Below are 16337 nucleotides of genomic sequence, written 5' to 3'. Positions count from 1 at the left end.
CACCGACAAACACGTCGGGGGAGTTGCGGCGTTGCCTATCTCGTCGACCATCTGATGGCGAGTCTCCTCGAGCCTGCGGATGTCAGGAGGTGATGACCTTGACGAGCAGGTCCGCGCGGGCGCTGGAAAGCTCGGGGCGGAGGCGGGAGGCATGGCTGAGGGTGGCTTGGCCGTGGAGGGCGCTCCAGAGGACCTCGGTGAGGGTTTCGAGGTCCTCGCCGGCGGCGAAGGGTTCGATGGCAGCCTGGAACTCGGCGAACGCGGTCTTCAGTAGCAACGGGCTATCAGTGCTAGCGAATTCCAGGTCGGTCGGGCGGACGAAGATCGCCTCGTAGACGGCTGGGTGGTTGGACGCGTACTTGAGGTAGGCCTTGGCCAGTGCGTTGAGTCCGGCTGTGGCGTCCGGTGTGCTCGTGCGGGCATGGCGCAGTACGTCGATCAGTTCCTCGATGCCCTGGATGGCGACGGCGTCGGCGATCGCGTTCATGTTCTCGAAGTGGCCGTAGAGGACTGGCTGGCTGTAGTCGATGGCCTCGGCCAGGCGGCGGGTGGTGACGGCCCCCCAGCCGATGGACTCGGCGAGCTCGCGGGCGGTGCGCAGGATCAGCTCGTGACGCTCGGCGCGGGCCCGTTCACGGCGTGACTGAGTCGGCATGTCCCGAATCCTAGCACTGCTAGACAATCTAGCAATGACAGGGTTAGCATTGCTAGGAAAGCTAGCGCTGCTAGATTCTTCCCATGCTGTTACCCCGTGCTGTTAAGGAGCCCTGCGATGTTGAGGAGTAATGCGATGCGCCGCTTTACCACCGTCCTGACCGTCCTGCTCGGTGTCTTCCCGCTGACGTTCGGAACCCAGTTCCTGTTCAACGGGCTGTTCGACGGGCACGGCGCCGCCGCGAACTTCGGGATCGACCCGTGGCCGACCGGCACCGCCGCCGGGTACTTCGCGGTGAAGGGCATCCGCGACATCGCCCTCGGGCTCAGCATCCTGGCCCTGTTCGCGCTCCGCCAGCGGCGCGCGACGGGCGTCGTGCTGGCGATCACCACGCTCGTCCCGATCGTCGACATGATCACCGTCTTCACGCACGACGGCCCCGCGGCGACGGCACTCGGGGTTCACGGGCTCACCGCACTCGTCGTCCTCTTCGACGCGGTCCTCCTCCTCCGCGAACGCCCCACCGCCGACAACGCCCAGACCGCCCAGACCGCCCAGACCGCCCAGACCGCTCAGACCGCTCAGACCGCTCAGACCGCTCAGACCGCCCAGACCGGCGAGACTGGCGGCACCAGTCAGACCGGCGAGCCTGGTGAGGCTGTTCAGCCGGCCCACTCGTAGAGGTCGACTGTGCAGTACTCGCGGAAGCCCAGGGATTCGTATACGGGGCGGCCGGCCGAGGAGGATTCCAGTACGGCGTACTCCGTGTCTGCTGCACGCAGTGCGCCGTACGTGATTGCTGCCCCGATCCCGCGCCGGCGGGCTTCCGGCACCGTCATCACGAAGTACAGCCCGGCGACGCCCGCCCCGAGGTACACCGTCGCGGTCGCGACCGGTGCGCCGTCCAGCCACCCGAGGTAGTGCTGCCACGGGTCGGCGTACCCGAGCTTCCGATAGACCGACGCAACCCACCGCGCCTCGCGCTCGCCCTCGCCGAACCCCTGCCCGAGCGTCGCCTCCCACACCGCCAATGACTCGTCGTCCCGCACCCGCGTCAACGAGAGCCCGGGTACGGCGCGGGGCGCGACCAGCTCCGAGATCCGCACCGCCATCCCCGGCTCCGACCCGGCCGCGGCGAACCCTGCCGCGGTCAGGGCCGCGCTATCGATCTGCATCGACGGCCCGACATGCCAGGTCCCTGGTACGCCGTGTTTCTTCAACTCCGCCAGGGATTCAGCAGCCACCTCGACAGAGGACGCCCGCACCACCGCGTTGTGATAGTCGATCGGCGAACCACCGATCGTCCACTCCGCGCGGTCGTCGACCCGCTGCGACCCACCGCCCGCCGCGCCCATCGCCATCAGCAACTCGGCCGCGTTCTCCTCGATCGCCCGCACCACGTCAGCGTCGTCCATCCGCGCCACCCGAGTCTCGTTCGCCATGCACGGCCTCAGAGTCGTCCACCTAGGCCTCCATCACAACGCACTGCTTCAGCGTCGTCCACTCATTAACTTTTGCTGAACAGAGCGCGATGCGTCTCAACCCAGTCCCGAAAGCTCCTGGCCGGCCGTCCCACCACCTGTTCCACGTCGTTCGTCAGCGTCCGCTCTCCGCCGCTCCGGATCAGCTCTGCGCCTCGCAGCGCGACGGACACCACCGCCTCGTCCAGTCCCGCTGTCCGCAACTGCTCCGCATAGATCTCCAGCGGTACGTCGACCACTTGCAACGTCAGCCCGAGCAGGTCCGACATCACCGCCACCTGGTCCGGAACGCTCAACAACTCGGGGCCGGTCAACGTGTAGATACGCTCATCGTGCGCACCCGAAACCAGTGCCTCGGCTGCCACCGCCGCGACATCCGCAGGGTCGACGAACGCGTGCTGACCGTCCCCGGTCTGATTGGGAATCGGTTGGCCGGCGCGCACAGCCGGCAACCATCGCAGCACGTTCGACGCGAACCCGGTCGGCCGCAGGATCGTCCACGCCAGACCGCTCTCCCGCACCGCACGCTCACCGGCCGCATGCCAGTTCCCCGGCAGCCCTTCGTTGGTGCTCCCGATCGCCGACAGCTTCACGATCCTGTGCACCTCGGCGTCGATCGCGGCCGCGACCAGAGCCCGGTCATGATCCGGCACCCATGGTCCGGGCGCGCTCAGCAGGAACACGGTGTCAGCTCCGTCGATTGCCTTCCGCAACGAAATCGGATCCTCGAAGTCGCTCTGTACGAAGCCTGGACGAGATTTTCGCGTCATCCTGCGCACCGGGACGCCGCGGGCCATCAGTTGCCGGCTGAGTTCACTGCCGATGGTGCCGGTCGCACCCGTGATCAGAATCATGCCGCCACCCTGACCAACCGGGCGCCGGGAGGATAGGAAGTTTCGGTACTACGGAACCCACCGACCGACTGACTACTCTCGAAGTCGTGCACCCGTGGATCGAGAACGTCACGCTGCAGGCGCCACCGACGCCGATCACCGTCCTCCCGCCGGATCCCGCGACCATGGTCGTCTGGCGGATGACGAACGCCGGCGAGAGCGACGTACTCGTAGCAGGACCGCGCACCAAGGCGGCGTACCACACCACGAAGGATCTCCCGGTGTGCGTGCGCCTCCGGATCCGGCCGGCCGCGTGCTGCCGTTGCTCGGCGCGGCCGCCGACGAACTGGTCGACCGCACCGTCCCGTTGAGCGACCTGACCGGGCCGTCGGCAAACGTTCTCGCCGAGCGCCTGGTCAGCCACAGAGATGAACCCGAGCAGGCCGTCGACGTTCTCGGCGACTTCCTGCTCGGGCAGTTGCCGCGCCGCCTCCCGGACCGCTTGGAGCTGGTCGGCGAAGCGGTCGCCGAGCTGGCAGCACCACGCACGGTAGGAGAAACCGCACAGCGCCTCGGAGTCAGCGAGCGGTATCTGCGGCGCGTGTTCCGCGAGGCAGTCGGCGTGTCGCCCAAGCACTTCGCCCGAATCACGCGCGTACGCACGGTGATCGCGCAGACTCGCCGCTCCTGGTCCGACGCCGCGGCGTACGCCGGCTACACCGACCAGTCCCACCTGATCGCCGACTTTCGCTCCCTGATGCGCGTCACCCCCGCGGCCTACGCGACCGGCCGCGTGCCCTTGAGCACCTGCTAACCGGGCAGCACGTTTAGCCCGGCAGGGCGTTCCACTGCTCCAACGTGGAAACGAGCAGTGTCGCGGTCGGGAGCGCCGCGATCTCCGAGCGGGTGACGAAGCGGGCGTCCGAGGCGTCATCACCCGCGGTGAGCGTGCCGCCCACGGCCGTCGCCGCGTAGTCGCGGATCACGTACAGCTGGCCGCGCGGACCGGGCCGTTCGACCTCGCCCACCAGATCGCCGACCTCCACGGTCAGCCCGGTCTCCTCTGCGACCTCCCGCGCGACCGCGGTCGGATCGTCCTCACCGGACTCGACCCGGCCGCCCGGGATCGACCAGAGTCCCCGGCCGGGGTCGTGCGCTCTCCGTACGACGAGCAGTCGGTGCTGCTCGTCGTACACCAGGGCACCTACGCAGTCGACGCGCTCCATGCACCCCGAGGATAGGGCGTCTGTGCACAAGTTCCAGGTCTCGTCGGTGAACGCGGATAGCATCAGCCCTGACAGTCCATCAGAAAGGACACGGCCAGCTCGTGCGCATCGACCTGCACACCCACTCGAACCGTTCGGACGGCACCGACACGGTGGACGTCCTGATGAGGCACGCGCAGCAGGCCGGGCTCGATGTGATCGCGCTCACTGACCATGACACCGCCGACGGCTGGGTGGACGGCCGGCGGGCCGCCGAGGAGCTCGGAATCGGGTTCGTCCCGGGGCTGGAGATCTCCTGCAAGCTCACCGGGATCAGCGTCCACCTGCTCGGCTACCTCCCCGACCCGACGTATGCCCCGCTCGCGAAGGACCTGCAGGTGGTTCGCGAGGGCCGCACCGACCGGATTCCGACGATCGTGGCCCGGCTGAACAGCATCGGCGTACCGCTCACCGTCGACGAGGTCCTGGCTCAGGCGACGGGTACGCCGTCCGTCGGCCGGCCGCACGTTGCGGACGCGCTGGTCGCGAACGGGACGGTTGCCAACCGCACTGAGGCGTTCGACCGGTTCCTCGCCGACGGCCGCGCCGGCCACGTCCCGCACTACGCGCTCGAGCCGGGTCATGCGATCGACCTGGTCCGCCAGGCCGGCGGCGTGCCGGTGATCGCGCACCCGTGGGGCCGGTCGAGCTACAAGGTGATGACCGAGGAGGCCCTGGCCGGTCTGGTCGCGGACCACGGCCTGGCCGGTATCGAGGTCGACCACCAGGACCACTCGCCGGAGTCGCGGGAAGCGCTCCGCGCCATCGCAACGAACCTCGGCATCATCTACACCGGCTCCAGCGATCACCACGGCGCCGGCAAGATCGACCACGACCTGGGCGTGAACTCGACCGAGCCCGAGCAGTTCGAGCGCCTGCTGGACGTTGCCAAGACCAACGCCGCCGCCTCCGACTCCGCTGTTCCCGAGGCCTACCTGCCGTGAACAGCGTCATCAACCTGGGCCTGTTCAGCTCGGTCTTCGTCACGCTGTTCGTGATCATGGACCCGCCGGGCACCGTGCCGCTCTTCATCTCACTGACCGCCGGCCAGTCCCGTGCGGTCCGGAAGAAGGCGGCGTGGCAGGCCGTGCTGGTCGCGTTCGGCGTGATCGTGGTGTTTGCGGCGTTCGGGCAACAGATCCTGCACCGCCTCGGCATCACGCTCCCGGCGCTGCAGTGCGCCGGCGGTCTGCTGCTCCTGCTGATCGCGCTGCAGTTGCTGACCGACACCGCCGAGGACCCGGTGCAGACCAAGAACGTGAACATCGCGTTCGTTCCGCTCGGTACGCCGTTGCTCGCCGGGCCGGGTGCCATCGTCGCCACGATGGTGTTCGTGCAGCGGGCGAACGGGTCGCTGCCGGACGTGGTCGCGATCTCGGTCGGCATCATCGCGATCCACCTGGTGATGTGGCTGACGCTGCGGTTCTCCGGCATCATCATGCGGATCCTCGGGGAGAACGGCGTACTGCTCGTCACCCGGATCGCCGGTCTGCTGCTGAGCGCCATCGCCGTACAGCTCGTGGCCGACGCCGTCACCGCCTTCATCGATCAGCACAGCATCAAGGCGGGGTGACGTGCTTCCCGGAATGCCGAAGCGGTTGTTCGTCGCGACGCCGACGAAGTTGCTGACGTTCGCGGACTGCAAGCGGAAGTACCGGTACACGTACCTCGAGTCGCCGCGGCCGCCCAAGGGCCCGCCGTGGGCGCACAACACGGTCGGCGCGATCGTCCACGAGGTGCTCGCCGACTTCTTCGGGCGCTGGCCCGCGTCCCGCCGTACGCCGGACGAGGTCGTCGCGAAGATGCGGTCGAGCTGGCGTAGCGAGGGGTTCCGCGACGAGCAGCAGTCGCTGGACTGGCGGGACCGGTCGACCGAGATGGTGCTCGGGTACCTGCGCGATTCCGATCCGTACTACGAACCTCGCGGAGTGGAGCGCACCGTTGCGTTCACCACGGAGCGGGCCTCGCTGCGCGGACGCGTGGACCGGATCGACGAGCGACCGGCGCGCGACGGGAGCGGTGGGACCGAGCTGGCGATGGTCGACTACAAGACCGGTCGCCGCCCGCTGACCGCTGTCGACGCCCGATCCTCGCTGGCGATGGCCCTTTATGTGCTCGGCGCGCGCCGCGTCCTGCACAAGCCGTGCACGCGGGTCGAGCTCCATCACCTACCGACCAACACCATCGCGGCCGCGGACCACGACGAGGCGTCGCTCGGACGGCACCAGAAGCGCGCCGAATCGATGGCCGACGACGCAGCCGCCGCCGAAGCGAAGTGGGCGGAGGGACTCACTCCAGCGGAGGCCGACGAGGCCTTCCCGCCGGAGCCGTCCCCGCTGTGCGGCTGGTGCGACTTCGCGAAAATCTGCCCCCAGGGCCGCCGCGAAGCCCCCACCCGCGACCCCTGGGCCGGCCTCGACGAGCCGTCACCGGTCCCGCTGAACGAGGTCGGCTGACATCGGTGCCAGCGCCGTGTGCGTGGGATGCCAGCGGATGGGTGAACCCTGAGGGTGAACGAAAGGGGATCGCCTGATGGGTGCGAAGACTGTGAACAAATTGGCGGTGCCGGGGGCAACGCTGCACTACGAGGTCGCTGGCTCGGGGCCGGTGCTGTTGCTGATCGCGGGCGGCGGGACCGACGCGGGCGTGTTCTGCGGGATGGTCGGGCAGCTCGCCGCGGAGTACACGGTCGTGACGTACGACCCGCGGGGCAACTCGCGCAGCGGGTACGTCGGCGACGCGACGGACGAGACCCTGGTGCAATCGGCCGCGGACGCGGTGGCCCTGATCGACGCGGTCGCCGGCAGCGAACCGGCGTACGTCTTCGGCAGCAGTTCCGGCGCGATCACCGGGCTCGAGCTGATCACCCGGCACCCCGAGCGGGTGCGGATGCTGGTCGCGCACGAGCCGCCGTGCACCGAGGTGCTGCCGGGCGCCGACGCGGACGACGCCCGGGCGTTCTTCGCCGACGTGTTCGAGACGTACCGCAAGGACGGGCTGACCGCGGCCGATGTGGTGTTCATGATGGGCACCGGCATGGACGACGACGCGATGCCGCCGATGGAGGACCTGCTGCCGGAGTACCGCGAGCTCGCGGAGCGGATGCAGGCGAACGCGGCCAACTTCTACGAGCACAAGTTGTTGCCGTTCACCCGGTACGAGCCCGATCTGGACGCGTTGAAGCGGGTGGCCGATCGGGTCGTCCCCGCGGCCGGGCTGGAGTCGTACATGCACCTTCCGGGACTGCCGATCGAGGTCATCGCGGACCACCTCGGCTGGCCGGTGGTGATGTTCCCGGGCGGGCACGGCGGGTACGCCAGCCACCCTGGGCCGTTCGCCACCCACCTCGCTCATCTGCTGAAGAGCGACACCCTGTAGGTTCCTGTACCTTCCGGGCACCGGTCCGGGCGTGGGTCTGAGGGGTCCCACGTCCGGACCGGTTATTTGTGTTGACGCTACGTCGGGCCCGGCGTAGCGTCCCTCTTCTGCCTTTGACAATCGGCGTGGTTCAGCCATGCCGTCACAGTGGTGTCCGAACCCCGGGTCCTTCTGGAACCGGGGCGGTTCTGCGTGCCGCTGTGCCTTTCGGACATCACCTGTTTCGAGAGGAGGTTGCAGGTGGGGGTCTACTGGGCGATCGCCGTACGGTCGTTCCGGCGGTTCTCGACGTACCGGATCGCCACCGCGTCCGGCGCGTTCACGAACTCGGTCTTCGGGTTCATCATGTGCGGCATCTACCTGACGCTGTGGCACGAGCGCCCCGGGCTCGGCGGGTACGACGCCGCGGACGCGCTGACGTTCGTGTGGCTGCAGCAGGGGCTGCTGATGCCGGTCGGGATCTGGGGCGCCACGACCACGGGCGAGCTGGGGGAGCGGGTCCGCAGCGGCGAGATCGCGGTGGACCTGTACCGGCCGACGCATTTGCTGCTCTGGTGGCTGTCGGTCGACCTCGGCCGGGCGCTGTTCCAGTTGCTGGTGCGTGGCGGGATTCCGCTGCTCGTCGGAGCGCTGGTGTTCGATCTCAAGTTCCCGTCGGGCCTGCTGGCGTGGCTCGCGGTCGCAGTCGGCGTGTTCCTGGCGATTCTGGTCAGCTTCGGGATCAGGTACCTCGTCGCGCTGTCCGGGTTCTGGATCACCGACACCCGCGGCATGGAGCAGTTGGCACTCGTGCTGTCGACGTTCTTCTCGGGGATGATCCTGCCGCTGGTGGTGTTCCCGGGCTGGATCGGTGGATTCGCGCGGGCGACGCCGTGGGCCGCGACCATGCAGGTGCCGATCGACATCTGGCTCGGCCGGAACCCGGGCGGTACCGGTTCGGCACTGCTGTTCCAGCTGGGCTGGGTCGCGGTGCTGCTGCTCGGCGCGCAAGTGGTGACGTCGGTGGCGACCCGCAAGGTGGTGATCCAGGGTGGTTGAACGTGTGCTCCGGGCGCCCGCGCAGTACTGGATGCTGATCATGATGTGGGTACGGTCGTCGATGGCGTACCCGGCGTCGTTCGTCCTGATGCTGTGCAGCTCGATGGTGCTGACGGTGATGGACTTCGTCGCGATCGTGCTGATGTTCAGCCACATCTCGTCGTTCGGCGGGTTCTCGCTGGCGGAGATGGCGTTGCTCTACGCAACGGCCTCGATGACGCTCGGGATCGCGGACCTGTTCACCGGGTCGATCGAGCGGGTCGGGGAACGGGTCCGGACCGGCGCGTTCGACGCGTACCTGATCCGGCCGGTGCCGGCGTTCGTGCAGGCCGCGGCGGACGGGTTCGCGCTGCGGCGGATCGGGCGGCCGCTGCAGGCGGGGATCGTGCTGGTGTTCGCACTGAACCGGCTCGACGTCGACTGGACAGTTGCCCGCGGCATCATGTTGCTGGTGTCGATGATCGCCGGATCGGTGATCTTCGCGGCGATCTTCGTGCTCGGCGCCGCGTTCCAGTTCGTGTCGGTGGACTCCGCCGAGCTGGCGAACTCGTTCACGTACGGCGGGCAGGCGATGACGCAGTACCCGCTGGTGGTCTTCGGTCAGCAGATCGTGCGGGCCGTCACATTCGTCGTACCGATTGCCTTCGTCAACTACTACCCGGTGCTCTACGTGCTGGGCAAGCCGGCCCCGTTGGGGTTGCCGTCCTGGATCGGGCTGCTCTCGCCGCTGGTCGCGGCGGTGATGGTCGCGCTGGCATCGCTGGCGTGGCGGGCCGGCCTTCGTCGCTATCGCAGTACAGGGAGTTGAGGTCGTGCCTGTTATCGAGTTGGCGGACGTTTCGCGTGCCTTCACCGTGACGTCGCGGACCGGGTTCCGCCGTACCCGGCGGGAGGTGCGGGCGGTGGACGGTATGACGTTCAGCGTCGAACCGGGGGAGGTGATGGGGTACATCGGGCCGAACGGGGCCGGGAAGTCCACCACGATCAAGATGCTGACCGGGATCCTGGTGCCGTCCGGCGGCTCGATCCGCGTGGCCGGGGTCGACCCGTCGCGGCATCGGTTGAAACTGGCGAAGCGCATCGGGGTGGTGTTCGGGCAGCGTACGACGCTGTGGTGGGACCTGCCGTTGAAGGACTCGTTCGCGGTGCTGCAGAAGATGTACGACGTACCGCTCGCACGGCACCGGTCGAACTTGGCGACCTTCGTGGAGCTGCTCGATCTCCAGGACCTCCTGGACGTTCCGGTGCGGCAGTTGTCGCTGGGGCAGCGGATGCGCGGTGACATCGCCGCCGCTCTGCTGCACGATCCCGAGATCGTTTACTTGGACGAGCCAACGATCGGGCTGGACGTGATCAGCAAGGCGCGGCTCCGCGAGTTCCTCGCACAGGTCAACGCGGAACGCCGTACGACGATCATCCTCACCACCCACGACCTCGACGACATCGAGGCGCTGTGCACCCGGGTGATGGTCATCGACCACGGCCACCAGATCTTCGACGGCACCCTGGACGGACTGAAGTCCAGCCAGTCCGCGCCGCGCACGCTGGTCGTGGACCTGGCCGCCTCCCTGCCACCCATCGAGGTCACCGGAGCGACGGTTGTGAAGGTCGACGGGCCCCGGCAGCACCTCACCTTCCCGACCAGCGCCAGCGCCGCGCCTCTGCTGGCCCAGATCGCCGCCAACTACCCGCTGGTCGACCTGTCGGTCTCCGAACCCACCATCGAATCCGTCATCACCCAGCTCTACAACTCCGCATAGGTGGTCTGATGGATGAGGCCGCTCGGTGGGGTCAGCGGGCGAGGCCGCCGCCGGGACGGGTTCTTGTGGGGACTGCTCGTTCGGTAGTGGTGGCTGAGGTTGGTCCGGTGCCGGTGGATGCTGGGGCGGGGCGGAGATGTTCGTGCATCACCCGGCTGAAACCTTCCTGGCCGCGCACCATCCCGTCCAGATCGATTGCCTGCGGCAACACCGGCGCCGCGTCGAACACCCGGGTGTGCGCGGTAGCCAGGAACGTCCGCATGATCGCATCACTCCCGCGCCGGAACTCCGGCCCCTGCACCAGGAAGTACGCCGCATCCGCGAACGCCTGCCGTTGCGCAGGATCCCGCACGTCCGCCGTACCCGCAGTCCGCGCCCCCTCCAACTCGGCCAGCGCCTCGAACGACGCCCGCCGCAGTACCTCCCGATCCGCGTACGCCGCGGTCTGGGTCCTCACCTGATCCGGATGCCCTGGAAACGGAGCGCCTGTAGCCGGGTCCCGCGGCGCCGCCACGTAGTGCAACAGATTCCCGTTCACCGTGGTCCCGTCGCGCAATGTCACGACGTTCTGCAGCTGATGCTCCCCGCCCAGCCGCTGCAGAGCAACCTGCTCCAACTCGGACAGCAACTTCCACGCGGGCGATCCCGGCTCCCGCGAAGCCGCACCGGGCGACAAGCGGTACCCCATCCACTCACCCTCGCCGATCGTCGCCTGAACGTCGTCGGCGTCCGCCCCCGGCCGCGTCCAAACGCCCTCCAGGGCGACCTGGTACCGCCACTCAGCCACATGCCGGTACGCCGCCTCGAACGCCGCAACCCGCTCCGCCTGTGAGCCAGCCCCCTCCAACCGCTCCGCCAACACCCCCAACGCCGCGTTGGCCTCCGCAGCCTGCACAGCAGCAAACCCACCCAACTGATCCCAAGCAGCCGGATTGTTCCCCGTCTTAACAACATCAGGCGTAGGAAAGCACCGCCCCGAAATCATCTCCACCCCCGCAAACTACAGCCCCAAAGGTCCCGGCAGCTCGACCATCTGGGGAGGATTGTCTACCCGAATCGGGCAGAAAACCTCCCCAACCCTCCTCCGCTAGGCGAAGTAGTCGTCCCGCACACCGTCGTTGCGATGAAACTTCCCGGTATTGGCGACGTACGTCCAAACGTCCTCATCCACCAACGCCGCCACCCAGATCCGCCGCTCACCCTGCCTCACGAGAAACAGCCGCGTCACCTCGGCCGCTACCCGTTCGAGCCGGCTGCCATGGAAAGGACATCGGCGGGCGCGAGAGGCTTCGGATCGGCACGCCACTTGACGAGGGCGTTGGGGTGGTCGGTTTCGTTGAGGGTGCCGATTCCCTGTCCGATCAACCGCCTGGCTTCAGCAGGCCCGATCTCCTCGTAAGTGAAGCGTCGGACCATGTAGAAGTCGTTGCGTAAGGCGTTGTTGTCGTGGAACTTTCCCGTGTTGGCGACGTACGCGTACATCGTCTCGTGCGCGAGCGCCGCCACCCAGACCAGGCGCTCCTCCTCGTCCTTGACCAGGTAGAGCCTCATCGTGCGATCCCGCCGTTTCTCTCGATCCTTGTGGGGTGTGGTGGCGCTTGTGGAGCGCTGCTCAGTGGGGGCTGCCCAGCCGGCATCCGATACTCAATGTAGTTGTTCACTTTGACGCGCTTTCCGCCCAACCGTGTGAGTTCGTCGATGCCTCGTGGTGGTTCAAGGGTTGCCGAGGCCTCACAGCAACGCTGCCGTGCCTCCGATCGCTCCACGGCCGTTGCGGTCGCGCTGCGCTCGATCTCGTACCACGGGGTTGTCAGCTCCTTCACCTTCGCCGAGGCGACCGAGTGGAACTGGACCTCGACGCGGGGCGAGCCTGGGACCGAGAGATTCGCGTGCAGTCCCTTGTACCGCGAACCTTCGGTATAAGAATGCATCGCGTAGCGGACCCGCCAGCCGCGATCGTTGAGCGAATCCACAGTCCGTCGGGCCGCGGCGACCACCTCGTCAGATTGGCCGGTCAGCACGGTGTAGCGCAGGAGGTCGTCGATCGCCTGGCGGTCGTTGACCTGTTCCCAGTCCGCGATCTTCCGAGCGAGCGACTCCGGCGACTTGACCCTTCGACTCAGCTGGTACGGCGACGCACTTGGCGGCAGCGAGTCCAGGAACTGGTCGGTGACCGCCGGCTCCACCGCGACGACCCGTCCGAGCATCGAGAGGCTCTGCTGCGTCGCGTCGGGGCCGTACTTGCGGGCGATTTCGTCTGCTGATCCCACCTTGTCGCCCCAGTTGAGGGGGCGGGTGTTGTTCAGGGCTTCGTGGAGGGATTTTGGGGTGGGTGGGAGGGCGCCTGGCATCTGGTCCCCCTGGTCGGTTGGTGGTTCTTCGACCGTAGGGAGTTGGGTGGTGGCTGTGGGGTGGGATTTGGGATCTGTGGATAACTCGGGTGGGTTACGGAATGGGTGGGGGTGGTGACCTTGGGGTGGTGGGGTCGTTGAAATGCGGGTAGGACCCAACCGGGTGGGTCGATCGGGGGTAGAGAAGGTATGCCGACGATGACGGGTGAGCCGGTGGTGGGGGTGCAGGGGCCGCCGGGGGACGGGCCTGGGTTCGTTGCGTGGGTGCGGCCGCATCTGGTGGCGATGGCGCGGTTGGCGGGGCGGCTTGCGGTGGGGGCGGATCGGGACGACATCGTGCAGGAGGCGCTCGCGCGGGCCTGGGCCAAGCGCTCGCAGTACGACGCCAGTCGCGGTACGCCGTCTGCCTGGCTGCTCGCGATCACCGCGGATCAAGCGCGGAAAGCGATACGCCGGATGCGCTCGGGCGGCGCGTCCTTGTCGCTGATCGACGAGGCTACGGGCGGACCGGTGTCGCGGCCGGATCTCGACGCCCGGATGGATGTCGACCACGCGATCATGTCGCTCTCGGCGCGGCAGCGGCTCGCGGTCGACTGTTACTACTTCGCGGACCTGTCGATCGCCGACACCGCCGCCGTCATGGGCTGCTCCGAAGGCACCGTGAAATCCACCCTCTCCGACGCCCGCAACCGACTCCGCACCCTACTGGAGGTGACCGAATGAAGCAGACCGATGAAGTCGACGACTTGTTGACCCGCGCTGGGGCTCGCTGGCGGGCTGATCAGGAGGCGCCCCCGGAACCTGATCTCGAGTACATGCTGAGCGGCGGCCGCAAGAACCGTCGCTGGGTGCCCGCGCTCGCGGCGGCGAGCGTTGCGGTGGTCGCGGCCGGTGTCATCACCGTGCTCCCGAACCCGAAGTCCCCGACGGCCGACGCCCCGGCCAGTCCCGTCGCCAGTGCGCCCGCCGGCGGTACGCCGAATGCCGGGACCCCGCAGACGTTTGCCCAAGGCAACGACGAGTTCCTGGTGAAGCCCGGCGACAAGGTGCAGGTGAGCGGCCAGATCGTCGCCGCTCCGGGTAAAACGCCCGTCTTCTGCCCGCCGTTGGCAGTCCACGCCATCGGCTACCCGCCCGGTAAGGAGCCGGCCCCGAGCTGCCCCGACGACTTCGCGGTCAAGCTCAACGGCCTGGACCTGGACAAGGTCCCCGGGATCAAAACGGTCAAGGGCGTCCGCGTCGGCGCCGCGGCGGTCACCGGCATCTGGCGTGGCGGCGCGATCGACGTCGAGGAGCAGTCGGCGGAGAAGCCGCTGTCCTACCCGGCACAGAACGAACTGCAGTGCCCGGTCCCGCCCGGCGGCTGGACGTCGAAGCCGAGCAACATCTCCTCGACCGCGGTGACCAAGTTCCTCACCGCGCACGCCGCCCAGATCGACGGCCCGATCTTCCGGTACCCGAACGGCACCAGCCGCGGCGCGCCCGTGGTAATCCTGATCGGTATCGCGCACGGTGACGCGACCGTGTTCCGGGAGGCCTTCGAGAAGGTGTACCAGGGGAACTACTGCGTCGTCCCCGTCCTGCTCAGCCGGTCCGACAACGAGCGCATCAGCAACGCGATCGGCGACCTGATGAGCAAGAACAAGACGCTCGGCATCTACGGCGCCGGCGGGTCCGGGATCTACGGCGGCGGTGCATCCGTCTCGCTCGTGGCGTACACCCCGGAGGTGAAGGCTGCGTTCACCCCGGTCGGCCTCGACCTGATCCGGTTCTCGCCGCAGGTGCGACCGGTCAGTTAGTCATCAGGCTCGGGTAGTCGTGGAAGAAGTCCACGAGGAGGCGGGCGGTCGCTGCGGGCTGGTCGATGGCAGGTGAGTGACCGGCGTCGGGGATGACCTCCGCCTCCACACCAAGAGCTACAGCCATCGCCTGCTGCACAGGGAGCGGCCAGCCGTCGTCGGTCGCTCCGTGCAGCACCTGCATGCGTACGCCGGACTTCGCGAGCTGATCGGTCTTGTCCTCCGCGTCCGTCAGCCGGCGAGTGATCTCGGCCAGGCTGGTCGGCACGTTGCCGGTGAATCGCTTCCGCAGGAACGCGGCGACGTCCTCCGGCGGAGCGACGTACCCGGGGGTCTTGCTGTCGTGGTCGAGCTTCATGTCGTACACCTGCTCGATCGGCAGGTTCTCGAGCCCGAACGCGAGCATCTGCAGGCTCTGGATCGTCGCCTCGTCGGTGAACGCGGCCGGTCCCGAGCAGAGCAGGCTGATCGTGGAGAACACCGACGGGTCGGTCAGCACCGCCTCACGCGCTACGAGCCCGCCGAACGAGTGCCCGACCAGCTGGCTGTACCCGCCCAGTGCCTTGCTCATCGCGACCACGTCCGCGCCCAGCTCCGCCAGCGAGTACGCCGACTTGTCGGACGGACCTGTGGTCTCGTACTGACCACGTTGGTCGACGGCCACCGTGCGCCACCCGTACCGGCACAGGTGGTCGACCAGGGGAGTGAAGTCCTCCTTGCTCCCCGTCCACCCCGGCACGAGCAGGACCGTGCCGAGCGGCGTACCGAGGTCCGGTACGGCGGTCAGTGTGGCGAACGCGCCCCGGTCGGTCTCGAGTGTCTCGGGGCGCACCCCGTCGGGCAGCGTCAACGTACGCGGCGTACTCACAAGAGGAGCGTACCGACGAACGGGTAGTGGTCGCCCGCAGGCGGGTGCGGCCCGCGTGTGTCAGGCGGGCACGGCGTCGGCGGGCCGGACCTCTACCCGTCGTTCGGTACGCGGTGCTGTCGGTGTTCCGCGGTACGGCACAATGGCCGGGTGCCTCGCACTCTCGCGGTCGCCAATCAGAAGGGCGGCGTCGCCAAGACGACCACCGTCGCCACCCTCGGCGCAGCCCTGGTCGAGCTCGGCCAACGGGTGCTGCTGGTCGACCTGGATCCACAGGCCTGCCTGACGTTCTCGGTCGGCATCGACCCCGAGGACCTGGACAAGTCGATCCACCACGTGCTGCTCGGCGGTGTGCGCGTCCGCGAGGTACTGATCGAGCTGGACGACGCCCCGGATCTGCTGCCCGCAACGATCGCGCTGGCGACCGCCGACGTACAGCTGTCCCGGGAGAGCGGTCCGGAGCAGGTACTGCGGACCGCGCTGCGCCCGCTGCGGACGTCGTACGACTGGATCATCGTGGACTGCCCGCCGACCCTCGGCCTGCTCACCGTGAACGCGCTGTCCGCGGCGACCGACGTCCTGATTCCCCTGCAGTGCGAGACGTTGGCGCATCGTGGCGTAGGGCAACTGCTCGACACCGTGCACGACGTACAGCGGCTGACCAACCCCGGCCTGCGAGTGCTCGGCGTCCTCCCGACCCTGTACGACGGTCGCACCACGCACGCCCGCACCGTCCTCGAGACGATCGCGGACACGTACTCGCTGGACGTCCTGCAGCCCTCGATCCCGAAGTCGATCCGGTTCGCGGAGGCGCCCGCGATCGGCGAGACCGTACTCAGCACGGCGCCGGCCTCGCCCGGCGCGAAGGCCTACCGGGCGTTGGCCGGCGCACTACTTCACTGACGGCTG

22 protein-coding genes are annotated in these 16337 nt (G+C 68.2%); 13 read left to right on the top strand and 9 right to left on the bottom strand.

The genetic code is table 11. The annotated features are described in order from the left end of the window. Positions 1 to 82: 82 nt before the first annotated feature. Positions 83 to 655 (bottom strand): TetR/AcrR family transcriptional regulator, encoded by a 573-nt coding sequence (locus tag E0H45_RS01715; protein WP_131334499.1) that lies wholly within the window; start codon positions 653 to 655, stop codon positions 83 to 85. A 135-nt stretch (positions 656 to 790) separates the two neighbouring features. Here E0H45_RS01715 and E0H45_RS01710 point away from each other — a divergent pair, with 135 nt between their 5' ends. After that, positions 791 to 1336, top strand: coding sequence for a DUF4267 domain-containing protein (locus E0H45_RS01710; protein ID WP_131334498.1), 546 nt, complete (start codon positions 791 to 793; stop codon positions 1334 to 1336). Here the strand turns inward: E0H45_RS01710 and E0H45_RS01705 are convergent. Together E0H45_RS01705 and E0H45_RS01700 are read right to left on the bottom strand one after the other, a co-directional pair. After that, a complete protein-coding gene (locus E0H45_RS01705; protein WP_238154748.1) occupies positions 1318 to 2097 on the bottom strand; it encodes a GNAT family N-acetyltransferase in 780 nt (259 codons plus the stop codon). The two genes, E0H45_RS01710 and E0H45_RS01705, sit on opposite strands and share 19 nt — an antisense overlap. Before the next feature lie 65 nt (positions 2098 to 2162). Then, positions 2163 to 2990 (bottom strand): NAD(P)H-binding protein, encoded by an 828-nt coding sequence (locus tag E0H45_RS01700; protein ID WP_131334497.1) that lies wholly within the window; start codon positions 2988 to 2990, stop codon positions 2163 to 2165. 86 nt (positions 2991 to 3076) lie between these two features. Here E0H45_RS01700 and E0H45_RS42305 point away from each other — a divergent pair, with 86 nt between their 5' ends. Both E0H45_RS42305 and E0H45_RS01695 read left to right on the top strand, forming a co-directional pair. Continuing rightward, complete coding sequence (locus E0H45_RS42305) at positions 3077 to 3340, top strand: hypothetical protein (protein ID WP_165546332.1); 264 nt, start codon at positions 3077 to 3079, stop codon at positions 3338 to 3340. Continuing rightward, positions 3253 to 3783, top strand: a complete 531-nt coding sequence (locus E0H45_RS01695) for a helix-turn-helix domain-containing protein (RefSeq protein WP_165546331.1) — start codon at positions 3253 to 3255, stop codon at positions 3781 to 3783. The genes E0H45_RS42305 and E0H45_RS01695 overlap by 88 nt, the downstream gene beginning before the upstream one ends. 13 nt (positions 3784 to 3796) lie before the next feature. Here the strand turns inward: E0H45_RS01695 and E0H45_RS01690 are convergent, their stop codons facing one another. Next, a complete protein-coding gene (locus E0H45_RS01690) occupies positions 3797 to 4195 on the bottom strand; it encodes an NUDIX hydrolase (protein WP_131334495.1) in 399 nt (132 codons plus the stop codon). Between the two features lie 101 nt (positions 4196 to 4296). On the opposite strand from E0H45_RS01690, the gene E0H45_RS01685 reads away from it, so the two are divergent. The 7 genes from E0H45_RS01685 to E0H45_RS01655 all read left to right on the top strand — a co-directional run bounded on the left by E0H45_RS01685 (position 4297) and on the right by E0H45_RS01655 (position 10410). Continuing rightward, positions 4297 to 5178: a PHP domain-containing protein gene (locus E0H45_RS01685; protein WP_131334494.1), complete on the top strand. Its 882-nt coding sequence runs from the start codon at positions 4297 to 4299 to the stop codon at positions 5176 to 5178. Next, positions 5175 to 5807, top strand: a complete 633-nt coding sequence (locus E0H45_RS01680) for a MarC family protein (protein WP_131334493.1) — start codon at positions 5175 to 5177, stop codon at positions 5805 to 5807. Before E0H45_RS01685 ends, E0H45_RS01680 begins: the two co-directional genes overlap by 4 nt. Before the next feature lie 13 nt (positions 5808 to 5820). Beyond that, entirely contained in the window at positions 5821 to 6690 is an 870-nt protein-coding gene (locus E0H45_RS01675) for a RecB family exonuclease (RefSeq protein ID WP_131334492.1), read from the top strand. A 76-nt stretch (positions 6691 to 6766) separates the two neighbouring features. Further along, the gene (locus E0H45_RS01670) at positions 6767 to 7612 is read left to right on the top strand and encodes an alpha/beta fold hydrolase (RefSeq protein ID WP_131334491.1); all 846 of its coding nucleotides are present in this window, start codon (positions 6767 to 6769) and stop codon (positions 7610 to 7612) included. 240 nt (positions 7613 to 7852) lie between these two features. Next, the gene (locus E0H45_RS01665; protein ID WP_131334490.1) at positions 7853 to 8650 is read left to right on the top strand and encodes an ABC transporter permease; all 798 of its coding nucleotides are present in this window, start codon (positions 7853 to 7855) and stop codon (positions 8648 to 8650) included. Beyond that, entirely contained in the window at positions 8643 to 9458 is an 816-nt protein-coding gene (locus tag E0H45_RS01660; protein ID WP_238154747.1) for an ABC transporter permease, read from the top strand. Before E0H45_RS01665 ends, E0H45_RS01660 begins: the two co-directional genes overlap by 8 nt. 4 nt (positions 9459 to 9462) lie before the next feature. Next, positions 9463 to 10410, top strand: coding sequence for an ABC transporter ATP-binding protein (locus E0H45_RS01655; RefSeq protein WP_131334489.1), 948 nt, complete (start codon positions 9463 to 9465; stop codon positions 10408 to 10410). A 31-nt stretch (positions 10411 to 10441) separates the two neighbouring features. Here E0H45_RS01655 and E0H45_RS01650 read toward each other — a convergent pair whose 3' ends face one another. The 4 genes from E0H45_RS01650 to E0H45_RS01640 form a co-directional block, all read right to left on the bottom strand. Further along, the gene (locus tag E0H45_RS01650; RefSeq protein WP_131334488.1) at positions 10442 to 11305 is read right to left on the bottom strand and encodes a hypothetical protein; all 864 of its coding nucleotides are present in this window, start codon (positions 11303 to 11305) and stop codon (positions 10442 to 10444) included. Between the two features lie 192 nt (positions 11306 to 11497). Next, positions 11498 to 11620 (bottom strand): hypothetical protein, encoded by a 123-nt coding sequence (locus E0H45_RS43565; protein ID WP_272948930.1) that lies wholly within the window; start codon positions 11618 to 11620, stop codon positions 11498 to 11500. Between the two features lie 26 nt (positions 11621 to 11646). Beyond that, complete coding sequence (locus E0H45_RS01645; RefSeq protein ID WP_131334487.1) at positions 11647 to 11961, bottom strand: hypothetical protein; 315 nt, start codon at positions 11959 to 11961, stop codon at positions 11647 to 11649. Next, positions 11958 to 12761: a hypothetical protein gene (locus E0H45_RS01640; protein ID WP_165546330.1), complete on the bottom strand. Its 804-nt coding sequence runs from the start codon at positions 12759 to 12761 to the stop codon at positions 11958 to 11960. Before E0H45_RS01640 ends, E0H45_RS01645 begins: the two co-directional genes overlap by 4 nt. Before the next feature lie 189 nt (positions 12762 to 12950). On the opposite strand from E0H45_RS01640, the gene E0H45_RS01635 reads away from it, so the two are divergent. Together E0H45_RS01635 and E0H45_RS01630 are read left to right on the top strand one after the other, a co-directional pair. Then, complete coding sequence (locus E0H45_RS01635) at positions 12951 to 13484, top strand: RNA polymerase sigma factor (RefSeq protein ID WP_131334485.1); 534 nt, start codon at positions 12951 to 12953, stop codon at positions 13482 to 13484. Beyond that, positions 13481 to 14560: a hypothetical protein gene (locus tag E0H45_RS01630; RefSeq protein WP_131334484.1), complete on the top strand. Its 1080-nt coding sequence runs from the start codon at positions 13481 to 13483 to the stop codon at positions 14558 to 14560. The genes E0H45_RS01635 and E0H45_RS01630 overlap by 4 nt, the downstream gene beginning before the upstream one ends. Here the strand turns inward: E0H45_RS01630 and E0H45_RS01625 are convergent. Then, on the bottom strand, positions 14553 to 15428 hold the full coding sequence (locus E0H45_RS01625; RefSeq protein ID WP_131334483.1) for an alpha/beta fold hydrolase: 876 nt from the start codon (positions 15426 to 15428) through the stop codon (positions 14553 to 14555). The genes E0H45_RS01630 and E0H45_RS01625 overlap by 8 nt on opposite strands. Positions 15429 to 15578: 150 nt before the next feature. Between E0H45_RS01625 and E0H45_RS01620 the strand changes: the two genes are divergently transcribed. Beyond that, positions 15579 to 16331 (top strand): ParA family protein, encoded by a 753-nt coding sequence (locus E0H45_RS01620; protein ID WP_131334482.1) that lies wholly within the window; start codon positions 15579 to 15581, stop codon positions 16329 to 16331. Positions 16332 to 16337: the final 6 nt, after the last annotated feature.

Origin of the sequence: Kribbella soli (assembly GCF_004331345.1) — a bacterium.
GTDB classification, from domain to species: Bacteria; Actinomycetota; Actinomycetes; order Propionibacteriales; family Kribbellaceae; genus Kribbella; species Kribbella soli.
Note: the sequence above shows the minus strand (reverse complement) of the source record. Positions and strands in the feature narration are given on the sequence as shown.

Excerpts from the sequence above, each read along its gene's own strand:
- E0H45_RS01715 (WP_131334499.1), bottom strand. The coding sequence starts at position 655 with ATGCCGACTCAGTCACGCCGTGAACGGGCCCGCGCCGAGCGTCACGAG.
- E0H45_RS01710 (WP_131334498.1), top strand. The coding sequence starts at position 791 with ATGCGCCGCTTTACCACCGTCCTGACCGTCCTGCTCGGTGTCTTCCCG.
- E0H45_RS01705 (WP_238154748.1), bottom strand. The coding sequence starts at position 2,097 with ATGGCGAACGAGACTCGGGTGGCGCGGATGGACGACGCTGACGTGGTG.
- E0H45_RS01700 (WP_131334497.1), bottom strand. The coding sequence starts at position 2,990 with ATGATTCTGATCACGGGTGCGACCGGCACCATCGGCAGTGAACTCAGC.
- E0H45_RS01690 (WP_131334495.1), bottom strand. The coding sequence starts at position 4,195 with ATGGAGCGCGTCGACTGCGTAGGTGCCCTGGTGTACGACGAGCAGCAC.
- E0H45_RS01675 (WP_131334492.1), top strand. The coding sequence starts at position 5,821 with ATGCCGAAGCGGTTGTTCGTCGCGACGCCGACGAAGTTGCTGACGTTC.
- E0H45_RS01670 (WP_131334491.1), top strand. The coding sequence starts at position 6,767 with ATGGGTGCGAAGACTGTGAACAAATTGGCGGTGCCGGGGGCAACGCTG.
- E0H45_RS01645 (WP_131334487.1), bottom strand. The coding sequence starts at position 11,961 with ATGAGGCTCTACCTGGTCAAGGACGAGGAGGAGCGCCTGGTCTGGGTG.
- E0H45_RS01640 (WP_165546330.1), bottom strand. The coding sequence starts at position 12,761 with ATGCCAGGCGCCCTCCCACCCACCCCAAAATCCCTCCACGAAGCCCTG.
- E0H45_RS01635 (WP_131334485.1), top strand. The coding sequence starts at position 12,951 with ATGCCGACGATGACGGGTGAGCCGGTGGTGGGGGTGCAGGGGCCGCCG.
- E0H45_RS01630 (WP_131334484.1), top strand. The coding sequence starts at position 13,481 with ATGAAGCAGACCGATGAAGTCGACGACTTGTTGACCCGCGCTGGGGCT.